Origin of the sequence: Pseudorhodoferax sp. LjRoot39 (assembly GCF_964253035.1) — a bacterium.
Lineage (GTDB): Bacteria > Pseudomonadota > Gammaproteobacteria > Burkholderiales > Burkholderiaceae_C > Pseudorhodoferax.
In genome coordinates, this window is the sequence record NZ_CAXUQL020000001.1 from 5443053 (window position 1) to 5457555 (window position 14503).

General features: G+C 69.2%; 13 protein-coding genes. 12 read left to right on the forward strand and 1 reads right to left on the reverse strand.

Translation table 11 applies throughout. From position 1 onward, the window contains the following. Positions 1 to 126: 126 nt before the first annotated feature. Positions 127 to 693, forward strand: a complete 567-nt coding sequence (locus tag ACSQ4M_RS25350) for a restriction endonuclease (protein ID WP_436192163.1) — start codon at positions 127 to 129, stop codon at positions 691 to 693. Here ACSQ4M_RS25350 and ylqF read toward each other — a convergent pair. Continuing rightward, a complete protein-coding gene (gene ylqF, locus ACSQ4M_RS25355; RefSeq protein ID WP_436192164.1) occupies positions 690 to 1631 on the reverse strand; it encodes a ribosome biogenesis GTPase YlqF in 942 nt (313 codons plus the stop codon). The genes ACSQ4M_RS25350 and ylqF overlap by 4 nt on opposite strands. A gap of 244 nt (positions 1632 to 1875) precedes the next feature. Here ylqF and ACSQ4M_RS25360 point away from each other — a divergent pair, with 244 nt between their 5' ends. The 11 genes from ACSQ4M_RS25360 to ACSQ4M_RS25410 all read left to right on the forward strand — a co-directional run bounded on the left by ACSQ4M_RS25360 (position 1876) and on the right by ACSQ4M_RS25410 (position 14197). After that, the gene (locus ACSQ4M_RS25360; RefSeq protein ID WP_436194066.1) at positions 1876 to 2682 is read left to right on the forward strand and encodes a class II aldolase/adducin family protein; all 807 of its coding nucleotides are present in this window, start codon (positions 1876 to 1878) and stop codon (positions 2680 to 2682) included. 49 nt (positions 2683 to 2731) lie between these two features. Then, positions 2732 to 4294, forward strand: coding sequence for an ABC transporter substrate-binding protein (locus tag ACSQ4M_RS25365; protein WP_436192165.1), 1563 nt, complete (start codon positions 2732 to 2734; stop codon positions 4292 to 4294). A 79-nt stretch (positions 4295 to 4373) separates the two neighbouring features. Next, entirely contained in the window at positions 4374 to 5345 is a 972-nt protein-coding gene (locus ACSQ4M_RS25370; RefSeq protein WP_436192166.1) for an ABC transporter permease, read from the forward strand. A gap of 171 nt (positions 5346 to 5516) precedes the next feature. Beyond that, a complete protein-coding gene (locus ACSQ4M_RS25375) occupies positions 5517 to 6359 on the forward strand; it encodes an ABC transporter permease (protein ID WP_056673755.1) in 843 nt (280 codons plus the stop codon). Beyond that, positions 6356 to 8005, forward strand: coding sequence for an ABC transporter ATP-binding protein (locus ACSQ4M_RS25380; protein ID WP_436192167.1), 1650 nt, complete (start codon positions 6356 to 6358; stop codon positions 8003 to 8005). Before ACSQ4M_RS25375 ends, ACSQ4M_RS25380 begins: the two co-directional genes overlap by 4 nt. Next, positions 8002 to 8910: a 2-hydroxyacid dehydrogenase gene (locus ACSQ4M_RS25385; RefSeq protein WP_436192168.1), complete on the forward strand. Its 909-nt coding sequence runs from the start codon at positions 8002 to 8004 to the stop codon at positions 8908 to 8910. The genes ACSQ4M_RS25380 and ACSQ4M_RS25385 overlap by 4 nt, the downstream gene beginning before the upstream one ends. A 16-nt stretch (positions 8911 to 8926) precedes the next feature. Next, complete coding sequence (locus tag ACSQ4M_RS25390) at positions 8927 to 10306, forward strand: aminotransferase (RefSeq protein ID WP_436192169.1); 1380 nt, start codon at positions 8927 to 8929, stop codon at positions 10304 to 10306. 1 nt (position 10307) lies between these two features. Then, on the forward strand, positions 10308 to 11345 hold the full coding sequence (locus tag ACSQ4M_RS25395) for a histone deacetylase family protein (RefSeq protein WP_436192170.1): 1038 nt from the start codon (positions 10308 to 10310) through the stop codon (positions 11343 to 11345). Continuing rightward, a complete protein-coding gene (locus tag ACSQ4M_RS25400) occupies positions 11342 to 12586 on the forward strand; it encodes a Zn-dependent hydrolase (RefSeq protein ID WP_436192171.1) in 1245 nt (414 codons plus the stop codon). The genes ACSQ4M_RS25395 and ACSQ4M_RS25400 overlap by 4 nt, the downstream gene beginning before the upstream one ends. Next, positions 12583 to 13476, forward strand: a complete 894-nt coding sequence (locus ACSQ4M_RS25405; protein ID WP_436192172.1) for a DMT family transporter — start codon at positions 12583 to 12585, stop codon at positions 13474 to 13476. Before ACSQ4M_RS25400 ends, ACSQ4M_RS25405 begins: the two co-directional genes overlap by 4 nt. A gap of 31 nt (positions 13477 to 13507) precedes the next feature. Continuing rightward, positions 13508 to 14197 (forward strand): GntR family transcriptional regulator, encoded by a 690-nt coding sequence (locus ACSQ4M_RS25410; protein WP_056673774.1) that lies wholly within the window; start codon positions 13508 to 13510, stop codon positions 14195 to 14197. Positions 14198 to 14503 lie beyond the last annotated feature (306 nt).

Here is a 14503-nt window from a genome sequence, read left to right on the forward strand (position 1 = left end):
GCCAGCAAGGACCAGGCGCCGCCCCGCTGGTACCGCCTCGATGACCCAGCGCTTTGCGGCACCGCGCCACGTGCTACAAACCCAGCCTTTTCCAACCGCATTCCGACACGCCCGAGGCGCCCCCGCATGAAACTGAAGATGGCCGAAAACTCGCTGTTCGCGATCCTGCTGCGCTCGCGCTGGTGGATCAGCCTGGCGATCGCCTGCGGCTTCGTGCTGGTGGCCGCGGCGCTGCTGCCGCGCGAATACGCGCTGGCCGGCGCGCTGGGCGGCGTGCCCTTCGCCATCATCGGCGCCATCGCGCTCAAGCGGCAGTGGGGCGCGCCGAGCGCGGCCATGGTCGAGGCACAGCTCGCGCGCGCCGCGGGCATGTCGTGGAACGAGTTCGCCGCGGCGCTGGAGTCGGCTTACCGCAAGGCGGGCTACGAGGTGAAGAAGACCACGGGCGGCGCCGACTTCGTGCTCGAAAAAGGCGGCCGCACCACGCTGGTCAGCGCCAAGCGCTGGAAGGCCGCACGCCAGGGCGTGGAACCGCTGCGCGAGCTCGACGCCGCGCGCCGCGCCAAGGAGGCCGATGCGGCCGTGTTCCTGGCGCTGGGCGAGCTCAGCGAGAACGCCGGCGCGTTTGCCAGGCAGGCGCCGATCCGGGTGATCCAGGGCCCGGACCTGGCCGTGCTGCTGCGCGCCGCCTAGGCTTCCGAGGCGCCGCCGCGCTGCGGCTGCTTCTTCTGCTTGCGCGCTGCCTGCTTCGCAGCGCGCTCGGCATCCGCCACATCGGCCGCGGCGCGCCAGGCGGCGAACTCCTCCAGCGTCTCCAGTGTCACGCGGCCCCAGGCGCTGCTGCGGAAGTCGTGGATCGCGATCTCGGCCGCCTTCTGCAGATCGGGCCGCCCGCCCGGCAGCAGCGGCGCGCGCCGGCGGCCGATCTCGGCCAGCACGGCCTCGTCGTTCAGGCCTTCCATGTCCTTGAGCTTGTAGCGCTCGCGCAGCCGGTCGGGATAGCGGCCCAGCATCTGCGTGAGCAGGGCCAGCGCCACCTCGACATCGTCGTAGGCGTTGCGGCCGACCGCGCCGCTGGCGGCCAGCAGCTCGCCGCTCTGCGCCACCGCGATGCGCGGCCACAGCATGCCGGGCGTGTCGTACAGGTAGAAGTCGTCTTCCAGCACGATGCGCTGCTCGGTCTTGGTGACACCGGCCTCGTCACCGGTCTTGGCCTTGCGCTGGCCGCGCAGGCTGTTGATCAGCGTGGACTTGCCCACGTTGGGGATGCCGCAGACCAGCACGCGCATGGGCTTGGCCATGCCGCCGCGGTTGGGTGCCAGCGCCCGGCAGGCCGGTGCCAGCGCGCGGATCGGCGCCGGTGTGCCGGAATCGAGCGCGATGGCGTTGGTGCCGACCGCTGACTGGTAGTGCGCCAGCCAGCGCGCAGTCTGCTCCGGGTCGGCCAGGTCCTGCTTGGTCAGGAGCTTGAGCGACGGCTTGCCCTGCGTCAGCTCGGCGATCAAGGGGTTGGCGCTGGAGCCCGGCAGGCGCGCGTCCAGCAGCTCGATCACCACGTCGATCTCGGGCAGGCGCTCGGCGATGGCCTTGCGCGTCGCGTGCATGTGACCGGGAAACCATTGGATGGACATGCGGGCGGACTCTCTCAGTGCGGGTGGCGGGGCCGGATTGTCGGCCATCCGCGGAACCGGCCCGCTGCACACCCGGCGTGCGCTGCATGCACCCGGCTGGTGCATTTCCGGGCCTTGATGCGCGACAAGACCGCCGATTCCCGGGTTTTTGCGGATGTTTTGCCTGGCACGGGATCTGCATCATGTCAGCTGTCGACAGATGACAGACAACACTTCAGGAAACACCGTGGAAACAGCAGAACGCATCGCCCCGGCCACCCATCCCGCCGATCGCACCGTCAGCCGCCCCGCCATGTCGGCGGCCGAACGCCAGGTCCGCGAGGACCTGGCCGCCGCCTACCGGCTCGTCGCCCTGTACGGCATGGACGACAGCATCTACACCCACATCTCGGCACGCGTGCCCGGCACCGAGGACCAGTTCCTGATCAACCCCTTCGGCATGCTGTTTCGCGACATCACGGCGTCCTCGCTCGTGAAGATCGACCTGGAGGGCAACATCGTCGAGCCCAGCGCATGGGACGTGAACCCAGCCGGTTTCACGATCCACAGCGCCGTGCACGCGGCCCGCCACGACGCCGTCTGCGTGCTGCACACCCACACCGTGGCCGGCGTGGCCGTGTCCTCGCTGGCCGACGGCCTGCAGCCCTGCAACCAGTGGGCACTGCAGTTTCACAACCGGGTCACCTACCACCAATTCGAGGGCATCGCGCTGAACCTGGAAGAGCGCGAACGCCTGGTGGCCGACCTGGGCCCCACTTCGCGCGCCATGATCCTGCGCAACCACGGCTTGATCACGCTGGGCCGCACCATCTCCGAGGCCTTCATCCTCATGCACAACCTGGAGCGCGCCTGCCGCGTGCAGGTGGCCATCCAGAGCACGGGCCAGGCCATCCACCCCGTGCCCGAGGAGGTCTGCGAGCTGACCGCGCGCCAGTACGAGAGCGGCGACACCAACCGCCTGGCAGCCCAGCCCACCGACCCCTACGCCCGCGAGTGGCGCGCGCTGCTGCAACGCCTGGAGCCGGCCTCGACCGCCTCCTTCCGCGCCTGATCCCCTTCCCTTCCCAGCCCTTGCCCCACACACAGAAAGGTCCGCACCGATGAAACGCCGCCACCTGATCCAAGCCGTCCCCGCTGCCCTCGGCCTGTCCATCGCCGGGGTGCCCCTGCACAGCCTGGCCCAGGCCAAGAAGGGCGTCGTCAACGTGCTGGTCCAGCCCGAACCGCCGGGCCTGATGATGGGCATCGTGCAGAACGGCCCCACGCAGCTGATCGCCGGCAACATCTACGAAGGCCTGCTGCGCTACGACGAAAAGCTCGCGCCCCAGCCCCAACTGGCGACCTCCTGGACCGTGAGCCCGGACAGCAAGACCTACGTCTTCAAGCTCAAGCCGAATGTGAAGTGGCACGACGGCAAGCCCTTCACGGCCGACGACGTGGTGTTCTCCTGCGACGTGTTCCTGCGCAAGACGCATGCGCGCTTCCGCGCCAGCCTGGCCCACGTGGAGTCGATCAAGGCGCTGGACCCGCTCACGGTGGAGTTCAAGCTCAAGCAGCCCTTCGGTCCCTTCCTGGGCATCTTCGAGAACGGCACCATGCCCATGGTGCCCAAGCACATCTACGAGGGCACGGACTTCCTGACCAACCCGGCCAACGCCACGCCCATCGGCACCGGCCCGCTCAAGTTCAAGGAATGGGCCAAGGGCTCCTACATCCACCTGGTGGCCAACGAGAACTACCACCAGGCCGGCGCCGTGACGGTGGAGAGCGTGTACTTCCACGTGATCCCGGACGCCGCCGCGCGCGCCGCCGCCTTCGAGTCGGGCAAGGTCGACATCGCGCCGGGCGGCACGGTGGAGTACTTCGACGTGAGCCGTTTGTCCAAGCTGCCCGGCGCCTCGGTGACGACCAAGGGTTGGGAGTTCTTCGCGCCGCACAGCTGGCTGTGGATGAACAACCGCACCAAGCCGATGGACAACGTGAAGTTCCGCCAGGCCATCTGGACCGCCATCGACCGCGAGGCCATGGCCAAGATCGCCTGGTACGGCTATGCCAAGCCAGCCACCGGCCCGTTCAACAGCCACATCGCGTTCGCCAGCGAGGACGTGGCCAAGTACCCGCGCGACCTGGCCAAGGCCAAGAAGCTGCTGGCCGAGTCGGGCTACAAGGGCGAGACGCTGCGCCTGCTGCCCCTGCCCTACGGCGAGTCCTGGCAGCGCCAGGCCGAGATCGTGCGCCAGAACCTCACGCAGGCTGGCGTCAAGATCGAGATGGTCGCGACCGACGTGGCCGGCTGGAACCAGCGCTGCAACGAGTGGGACTTCGACCTGGCCTTCACCTACGTCTACCAGTACGGTGACCCGGCCCTGGGCGTGGGCCGCAACTACACCAGCGACAACATCGCCAAGGGCTCGCCGTTCAACAACGTGGCCGGCTACACCAATGCCAAGGTCGACGAACTGTTCGCCGCCGGTGCCAAGGAAGGCGACCCGGCCAAGCGCAAGGCGATCTACCTGGAAGCCCAGAAGATCCTGGTCGACGAGGTGCCGGTGGCCTGGCTGCACGAGATCAACTTCCCGACGCTGTACCGCAGCAAGATCCAGAACATCGTCTCGTCCGGCATCGGGCTGAACGACAGCCTGGGCCGCATCAAGCTCGCTTGATCCGGCTGGCCTGATCTCTCCCTCCCCGCATGCGCTGGCCGGCCAGGCCTGGCCGCCGCATGCCTGACCCGAGCTTGCGATGAAAAGACTCCAGTTCATGTCCGTGCGTGTCCTGCAAGGCCTGTTGGCCCTGCTGGTCATCGCCACCGCCAACTTCATGCTGGTGCGCGCCGCGCCGGGCGACCCGGTGTCCATCATGGCCGGCGAGGCCGGCGCGTCCGACCCGCAATTCGTGGCCCAGCTGCGTGCGCAGTTCGGGCTGGACCAGCCGCTGCCCACGCAGCTGGCCAACTACCTGGGCCATGTGGTCCAACTCGACCTGGGCTACTCCTACCGCCAGCAGCAGCCCGTGGCCGACCTGATCCTGGAGCGCCTGCCCGCCACGCTGCTGCTGACCGGCACGGCGTTCGCACTGTCGCTGGCCATGGGCATCGGGCTGGGCGCACTGGCCAGCCGCCACGCCGGCAAGTGGATCGACAGCGCCATCACCGTGGTGGCCCTGGTGTTCTATGCCACGCCGCTGTATTGGCTGGCGATGATGGCCGTGCTGCTGTTCACCGTGCAGCTGGACCTGTTGCCGGCCTTCGGCTTCTTCACCGTGGGCGCCGACCTCAGCGGCCCCGCCAAATGGCTGGACATCGCCAAGCACCTGATCCTGCCCGCCGGCACGCTGGGCCTGTTCTACATGGCGGTCTATGCCCGCATGACGCGCGCCGCCATGCTCGAGGTCGCGCAGATGGATTTCGTCAAGACCGCGCGTGCCAAGGGCGTGCACCCCGGCCGCATCCAGCGCAAGCACATCCTGCGCAACGCGCTGCTGCCCGTGGTCACGCTGGCCGGCATCCAGGCCGGCGGCATGATCGGCGGCGCGGTGCTGACCGAGACCGTCTTCGCCTGGCCCGGCATCGGCCGCCTGATGTTCGACGCCCTGCTGCAGCGCGACTACAACCTGCTGATGGGCTGCTTCCTGTTCACCGCGGCCATGGCCGTGCTGTTCAACCTGATCACCGACTTCGTCTACACGCTGGTCGACCCGCGAATCGAACTATGACCACCCCCGTTTCGCGCTCACTGCGTGTGCGCGCATCCCCCCTCAAGGGGGCGCACCCAGCGGCCTGGCAGAGCCAGTTCCGCGGGTGCGCTGGCGAAGACAGTGCGGCTGAATCGTCCGGCTCGGCAGCTGTCTGTCGCGTCCCCTGTCCACCGAACTGAAGAGGTTTGTATGAAAAGCAGTTTCTGGCGGCGCTACTGCCGCAACAAGGGTGCGGTCTTCGGCCTCATCGTGCTGATGCTGGTGGCCCTGGTCACCGTGCTGGGGCCCTTCATCGCCCAGAACAACCCCTGGGACATGGTCGGCATGCCCTTCGCCCGGCCCTGGGCCGAGCAAGGCCTGCCGCTGGGCTCGGACACCATGGGCCGCGACATCTTCGCGGGCATCGTGGCCGGCGCCCGCGTGTCGTTGCTGATCGGCGTGGTCTCCACCGTGGTCTCGCTGCTGATCGGCGTGTCCATCGGCGCCATCTCGGGCTACTTCGGCGGCTGGGTCGACGCCACGCTGATGCGCTTCACCGAGCTGTTCCAGGCCATCCCGAGCTTCGCGCTGGCCATCGTGCTGGTCGCCATCTTCGAGCCCTCGGTGGGCTCCATCGTGGCCGCCATCGCGGTGGTCTCCTGGCCGCCCGTGGCGCGCCTGGTGCGCAGCGAGTTCCTCACGCTGCGCCAGCGCGATTTCGTGGCTGCGGCCCAACTGGCGGGCCAGTCCACGCCGCGCATCATCCTGACCCAGATCCTGCCCAACGCGGCCTCGCCCATCGTGGTCATGGCCTCGCTGATGGTGGCCACCGCCATCCTGCTCGAATCGTCCCTGAGCTTCCTGGGCCTGGGCGACCCGAACCAGATGAGCTGGGGCTACATGGTCGGCTCGGCGCGCACGGTGCTGCGCCAGGCCTGGTGGATGGCGGTGTTCCCGGGCGTCGCCATCCTGCTCACGGTGCTGGCCCTGAACCTGGTCGGCGAAGGCCTGAACGACGGACTCAACGCACGCGCCGATGGGAGAGGGAAATGAAGATGGAAGAGATCGCTTCGCTGGTTCGACCCGTGCTGGACATCCAGGGCCTGGACATCCGCCTGCCCCGCGGCGCCGACCGTGAACTGGCTGTGCAGGGCGCCTCGCTGCAGCTGCTGCAGGGCCAGACACTGTGCGTGGTGGGCGAGTCCGGTTCGGGCAAGTCCATGATCGCCAACGCCATCATGGGCCTGCTGCCGCGGCCGCACGTGGAGCCTGTCGCCGGCAAGATCCTGTTCGACGGCCAGGATCTGCTGCAGCTCGATGAATCCCAGCTGCGCGAACTGCGCGGCCGGCGCATGGGCATGGTGTTCCAGGAGCCCATGACGGCGCTGAACCCGGTCATGCGCATCGGCGAGCAGATCGCCGAGGTGTTCGATGCGCACGTGAGCCTGTCGGCTGCCGAGAAGCGCAAGCGCATCCTCGCCGCACTCGCCGACGTGGGCCTGCCCGAGCCCGAAGTTCTGATCGACAGCTACCCCTTCCGCCTGTCGGGCGGCCAGCGCCAGCGCGTGATGATCGCCTGCGCGCTGGTGCTGGAACCGGCCCTGCTGATCTGCGACGAACCCACGACCGCGCTGGACGTGACCACGCAGGCGCAGATCCTGAAGCTCATCCGCGAGCTGCAGCAGCGCAAGGGCACGGCCGTGCTGTTCATCACGCACGACTTCGGCGTGGTCTCCGAGATCGCCGACCAGGTCGTTGTGATGCAGACCGGCCAGGTGGTCGAGGCCGGCCCGGCCGCCGCCGTGCTGGCGCATCCGCAGCACGCCTACACGCGCAAGCTGATCGCCGCGATCCCGAACGGCCAGGTGCGCACCACCGCCGACGAGCGCGAGGTGGAGCATGTGCTGCAGGTGCAGGACCTGCGCAAGACCTACGTCACGGGCGGCAGCCTGTTCAAGAAGGGCCGCCGCGTCGAGGCGGCCAAGGGCCTGTCGTTCGACGTGCGCCGTGGCGAGACGCTGGGCCTGGTGGGTGAGTCCGGTTCGGGCAAGTCCACCGTGGGCCGCTGCATCGTGGGCCTGGCGCCGTTCGACAGCGGGCGCATCCTGTTCAAGGGCCGCGCGCTGCAATCGGGCGCGCAGTTCCGCCAGCAGACGCAGGGCAAGATCCAGATGGTGTTCCAGGACCCCTACGCCTCGCTGAACCCGCGCCACCGCGTGGGCTCGGCCATCGCGCAGGGGCCCATCGCCCAGGGCCTGTCCAAGGAGAAGGCCATGGCCCGCGCCATGGAGCTGCTGGAATTGGTGGGCCTCAAGCCGGACGCGGCCGACCGCTTCCCGCACGAGTTCTCGGGCGGGCAGCGCCAGCGCATCGGCATTGCGCGCGCGCTGGCCATGGAGCCGCAGCTGCTGGTGGCCGACGAGCCGGTCTCCGCGCTCGACGTGTCGGTGCAGGCCCAGGTCTTGAAGCTCTTCGCCGAGGTGCGCGAGCGCTTCCAGCTGGCCATGGTCTTCATCACGCACGACCTGCGCGTGGCCGGCGAGATGTGCGACCACATCGCCGTGATGCAGCGCGGGCAGATCGTGGAGTACGGCGAGACGGCCAAGGTGCTGGCGAACCCGCAGCATGCCTACACGCGCACGCTGATCGAGGCGCAGCCGAGGTTGTCGGCGGCTGCAGTGGAGGCCGTCGCCGCATGACATTGAACATCGCCCTGGTCTCGGACCAGATCGCCATGGACTACCTGCGCCCGGCGTTCGCGGCGCGGTTTCCCGACGCCAGGTTCCACCGCATCGACACCGAGGTGCAGGACCTGGCCGCGCTCGCCGACATCGACGCCGTGGTCTGCTGGTCGCCCCCCGTCGGCCTGCTCGCCCGCATGCCCCGGCTGCGGCTGATCCAGTCGGTCGGCGCCGGCACCGACCACATCACGCGCGACACCGGGCTGCCCGATGTGCCGATCTGCCGCATCGTCGATTCCGACATGGCCGCCGGCATGAACGCCTACGTGGCCTGGGCCGTGGTGCACGGTCAGCGCCACATGGGCGGCTACATCGAGAGCCAGCGCCGCGCGGCCTGGGAGGAATCCCCCGTCGTGCCGCCGGGCCGCCACCGCGTGGGCATCGCGGGCCTGGGCGTGCTGGGCCAGTCCGCCGCGAAGGCCCTGGCCGCCATTGGCTACCCTGTGCGCGGCTGGAGCCGCAGTCCCAAGAGCGGGCTGCCCGAAGGCATCGAGGCCTTCCATGGCGACGCCGCACGCGCTGATTTCCTGGCCGGCTGCGACACGCTGGTCTGCCTGCTGCCGCTGACCGAGGACACGCAGAACATCCTGAACGCCGAGCTGTTCGCGCAGCTGCCGCGCGGTGCGCGCCTGGTCAACGCCGGCCGCGGCGCCCAGCTCGTGCAGGATGATCTGCTCGCGGCGCTGGACAGCGGCCACATCGCCTCGGCCGTGCTGGACGCCTTCGTCGAGGAGCCGCTGCCGCAGGCCCACCCGTTCTGGCGGCACCCGCGCATCACCGTCACTCCGCACATCGCCACGCGCACCGGCCCCGAGGCCATCGCGCGGCAGACCGAAGACAACCTGAAACGCCTGAGCGTTTAAAACCAAGAGGAGCCCCATGGCCAAAGACCTGCTGAGCACCGGCGACAAGGACGTCGCCACCCACCTGCACTCCTACACCAACCTGGCCGCGCTGCCGCAGACGCCGCCGCTGGTCATCGTCGGCGGCGACGGCATCCACGTCGTCGACGACCAGGGCAAGCGCTATGTCGAGGGCATGTCTGGCCTGTGGTGCGCCTCGCTGGGCTTTTCCAACAAGCGCCTGGCCGCGGCCGGCGCCAAGGCCCTGGACACCCTGCCCTACTACCACACGTTCAACCAGCGCACCAACGTGGCCGTGGCCGACCTGGCCGAGAAGCTGCTGGCGCTGGCGCCCGTGCCCATGGCCCGCGTGTTCTTCGCCAACTCGGGTTCAGAGGCCAACGACAGCGCGGTCAAGATGGTCTGGTACTACCACAATGCCATCGGCAAGCCCGCCAAGAAAAAGATCATCGCGCGCCGCAATGCCTACCACGGCGTGACCGTGGCCGCGGCCAGCCTGGGCGGCCTGGACGGCAACCACCGCGACTTCGACCTGCCGATTGCCACGGCGCCCGAAGCCCGGTTCCTGCACGTGGACTGCCCGCACCACTACCGTTATGCCGAACCCGGCGAGACCGAGCAGGACTTCTCCACGCGCCTGGCCAAGCAGCTCGAAGAACGCATCCTGGCCGAAGGCCCCGAGACCGTCGCCGCCTTCATCGCCGAGCCCGTGATGGGCGCGGGCGGCGTGCTGGTGCCGCCGGCCGGCTACTTCGAGAAGGTGCAGGCCGTGCTGCGCAAGTACGACGTGCTCATGATCGCCGACGAGGTGATCTGCGGCTTCGGCCGCACGGGCAACATGTTCGGCTCGACCACGCTGGGCATCCGGCCCGACATCCTGTGCTGCGCCAAGGCGCTGTCGTCGGGCTACGTGCCGATCTCGGCCGTCATGGTCAACGACAAGGTGCACAGCGCGATTGCGGCCAACAGCGGCAAGCTGGGCAGCTTCGGCCACGGCTACACCTACTCGGGCCACCCGGTCGCCTGCGCCGTGGCGCTGGAGACGCTGCAGGTGTACGAGGACGACAAGCTGCTCGACCGTGTGCAGGCGCTGGCACCTGCCTTCCAGGCCGGCCTCAAGAGCTTCGCCGAGCGCCGCTGGGTCGGCAACGTGCGCGGCGTGGGCCTGATCGGCGCCATCGAACTCATGGCCGACAAGGCCGCGCGCACGCCGTTCGCGGCCGACAGGAAGGCCGGCTACCGTTTCGCCGCACTGGCGCTGGAAGAAGGCCTGATCGTGCGCGCCATGGGCGACAGCATCGGCCTGTGCCCGCCGCTCATCATCACCGCGGCCGAACTGGCCGACCTGTTCGCACGCCTCACGCGCGCCATGGACCGTTTCGAAGCGGAGATGTGACATGCAGGCCTTCTTCTCCGACGACCAGCTGCTGCACGACCCGCAGCAGTACATGCGCCTGGGCCGCATCTGCAAGCCCACCGACCTGCCCACGCGCGCCGAGGCGCTGATGGGCACGCTGGCCCAGCGCGGCATCACGGTCAGCGCGCCGCCCGAAGCCGGCCGCGCCGCGCTGGAACTGGTGCACAGCACCGACTACCTGGACTACCTCGAAACCGCCTACGCACGCTGGCAGCAGGCCGGCGCCTTCGGCCTGCAACCCGGCCCCGAGGTGCTGCCCAACCTGTCGCCGCACGGCCAGCGCATCGGACCCTGCCCATCGCCCTCCGTGGTCGCGCAGACCGGCTGGTACATCGGCGACCTGTCCTGCCCCATCGGCCCGAACACCTGGCGCTCGGTGCTGCGCTCGGCCCATGCCGCGCAGGCCGCGGCCGAGACTGTGCGCACCAGCGGCGGCCTGGCCTATGCGCTGTGCCGCCCCTCGGGCCACCACGCCCAGCACGCACGCGCCGGCGGCTTCTGCTACGTGAACAACAGCGCCATCGCCGCCGCCACGCTGCGCCGCACGCATGCCCGCGTGGCCGTGCTCGACATCGACGCCCACCATGGCGACGGCACGCAGCAGATCTTCTACGAGCGCGGCGACGTGCTGACCGTCTCCACGCACGCCGACCCGGCCGGCTACTACCCCTGGTACACGGGCTACGCGCACGAGCGCGGCACGGGCGCGGGTGAAGGCTTCAACCTGAACCTGCCGCTGGCCCATGGCAGCGGCAACGCCGAGTTCGCGCTGGCGCTGGACCAGGCCATGGCCGCCATCGAGCGCTTCCAGCCGCAGGCGCTGGTGATGCCGCTGGGCTTCGACACCTACAAGGACGACCCGATCAGCGTGCTGAAGTTCGACATGGAGGCCTTCCGCCTGGCCGGTGCGCGCGTGCGTGCGCTGGGCCTGCCCACCGTGGTGGTGCAGGAAGGCGGCTACATGGTGGAGGCCATCGGTGCGGCGCTGGACGCCTTCCTGGAAGGACTGAAGGGATGACGATCTCGGTAAATGGCGCGCGGCTCTGGCAGAGCCTCATGGACCTGGCCAGGGTCGGCGCGACGCCCAAGGGAGGCAACTGCCGGCTGGCCCTGAGCAAGGAAGATGGCCAGGGCCGCGACCTCGTGGTCGGCTGGATGCGCGAGGCAGGCCTTGAGATCACGGTGGACGAAGTCGGCAACATCTTCGGCGTGCGTGCGGGCCGCGACCCGGCGCGCAAGCCCGTCATGACAGGCAGCCACATCGACACCCAGCCCACAGGCGGGCGCTTCGACGGCTGCTTCGGCGTGATGGCGGGCCTGGAAGTCATGCGCACGCTGAACGACCAGGGCATCCAGACCGAGGCGCCGCTCGCGCTGACCATCTGGACCAACGAGGAAGGCACGCGCTTCGTGCCCGTCATGATGGGTTCGGGCGTGCACTGCGGCGTGTTTCCGCTGGAAACCGCGCTGTCGGCCGCCGATGTGAACGGCCTCGTGGTGCGCGATGAACTCGCGGCCATCGGCTACGCGGGCCAGGCGCCCATCGGCACGGTGCAGGCCGGCAGCTACCTCGAGGCCCACATCGAGCAAGGCCCGATCCTCGAGGCCGAAGAAACCACCATCGGCGTGGTCACGGGCTCGCTGGGCCTGCGCTGGTACGACGTGACCGTGACCGGCATGGAGGCCCATGCCGGCCCCACGCCCATGGTGCTGCGCCGCGACGCGCTGTACGCCGCCACCCACCTCATGCAGGCCGTGGTCGACATCGCCAACGATCCCGCGTTCGCGCCGGCAGGCCGCGGCACGGTCGGCGTGGTCAACGTGCACCCGGCCTCGCGCAACGTGATCCCGGGCCGCGTCGCTTTCACCGTAGACCTGCGCCACGAGGACGCCGCCCTGCTGGAGCAGATGGAGCAGCGCTTCCGCGCCGCAGCCGCCGCGCTTTCCGCGGGCGAAACCACGGGCACGCCCGTGCAGGTCGACATCGCCTTCGTGCAGGAATTCCCGCCCACGCCCTTCGACCGCACGCTGGTCGAACGCGTGCGCAGCGAGGCCATCGTGCGGGACTACAGCCAGCGCAACATCCTGACCGGCGCCGGCCACGACGCCGTCTACATGGCACGCTGCGTGCCCACCGCCATGATCTTCGTGCCCTGCAAGGACGGCATCAGCCACAACGAGGTGGAAGATGCAGATCCGCGGCACCTGGAGGCCGGGGCGAATGTGCTGCTGGGAGCGATGCTCGCTCAAGCGGCATGAGCACCGTACCGGCCTCAGCACCCCTGCGGCGCAGCGACAGCACGGCCACCGGTATCGCGCTGTTCCTCGGTGCGCTGGTGCTGTTCGCGGCCTACGACGCCTTCGCCAAGCAGATGGTGGCGCACTACGCGCCGGCCGTCGTGAACCTGGGTCGCTACACCGCGATCGGCACGCTGGCCCTGGTGCTGCTGCTGCGCCATGGCGACCTGCGCCTGTGGCGCCAGCCGCACCAGAAGCTCTTGAGCGCGCGCAGCGTGTCGCTGGCCATCGTGGCCACCTGTTTCATGACGGCGCTGGTCACCATGCCGCTGGCCGAGGCCACGGCCATCTACTTCACGGCCCCGCTGATCATGGTCGCGCTGTCGCCCTGGCTGCTCGGCGAGCGCGTGGGCCGCGCGCAGTGGACGGCCGTGCTGCTGGGTTTTGCGGGCATGCTGTGCATCGTGCGGCCCGGCGGCAGCCTGCCGCTGGTCGGCACGCTGCTGATGGCCGTCTCGGCCGTCTGCTACGCCATCTTCCAGGTGCTCACGCGCAAGCTCTCGGGCCTGGTGCCCGGCCCCGTCCAGTTCGCCCACATGGCGCTGGCCTGCCTCATCGTCACCAACATCCCCGTGCTGTTCATGCCGCACGTCGCGTTGCCACCCTGGCCCGAGATGGCGCTGCTGATCGCCGGCGGCGCTGTGAGCGGCAGCGCCCAGCTGCTGTTGCTGGCCGCGTTCCGGCGCGTTGGCGCGGCCACGCTGGCACCGCTCAACTACGTGCAGCTGCTGCTGGCCGTGCTGATCAGCACGCTGTGGTTCCAGCGGCCGCCGGACGCACTGGCACTGGTCGGCATGGCGTTGATCGCCGTCGCGGGGGTGTACCTCGCGCGGGCGCGCCGGCCCGCCTAGATCCACACACACGAGACAAAGGGAGCACACCATGGTCACCAGCCGGCTTGAGGCCGCCGCACCACCCGCCTTCTCCTCCATCCAGGTGCCCGACCTGGTCGGCGTGGTCGAGGCGCAGTTGCAGGAAGCCATCCTGTCGGGCCGCATCGCGCCCGGCGAGCGCATCGTCGAGGCCGAGCTCGCCAGGCAGATGGGCGTGAGCCGCGCACCCGTGCGCGAGGCCGCGCGCCGGCTCGAAAGCCTGGGCCTGCTGGTCTCGCGGCCACGCCACGGCTTTGCCGTGCGCACGGTCTCGGCCAAGCAGGTCAACGACCTCTACGAGGTGCGCATCCAGCTCGAACTGCTGGGCGCCGCGCTGGCCTGCCAGCATGCCAGCGACGCCGAGCTGGCGGCAATGGATGCGCGCGTGAACGACATGGTGGAGCGCGCCGAGACCCTGGCCTCGCAGGAGCGCGTGGCGCTGGACCTGGACTTCCATTTCGCGATCAGCGCGCTCTCGGGCAACCATTACCTGCACCGGCTGTTCGACAACATGCAGACCGAGGTGCGCATGTTCCTGGCGCTCAGCGAAGACAGCTACGGCGACCTGAAGGAACTGGCCGAGACGCACCGGCCGATTGCCCATGCGCTGGCCAGGCGGGATGTGGATGCGGTGCAGCATGCGTTGCGCTTCCACCTCGAAGATGCCAAGGCGCATGCCAGTGGCTTGTTCAAGAACTGAGATGCGCAGCCCCGCCAAGAACATCGGCCGAGCGAAGCGACGGCCCGAACCCCAGGCCGAGCGCAGCGATGGCCCGTGTGGGACTTCCCCCTGTGCCCCTGCCGAGGAGCGCAGTGCCATGGGCTGCGCGGGGAACCTCGCGCTTTGTCATCTGACTCATTGCGCTTGTCCGAGCGAAGTGAACGCAGTGAACGGTGCGAGTTGCGCAATGCAGCCCATGGCGCGAGCACCGCAGGTTGCCCGGAGCGCCAGCGCAGGGACAGGGGCACCGGGGTCGCCTTCTTTTGCTTACTTTTCTTGGCGAAG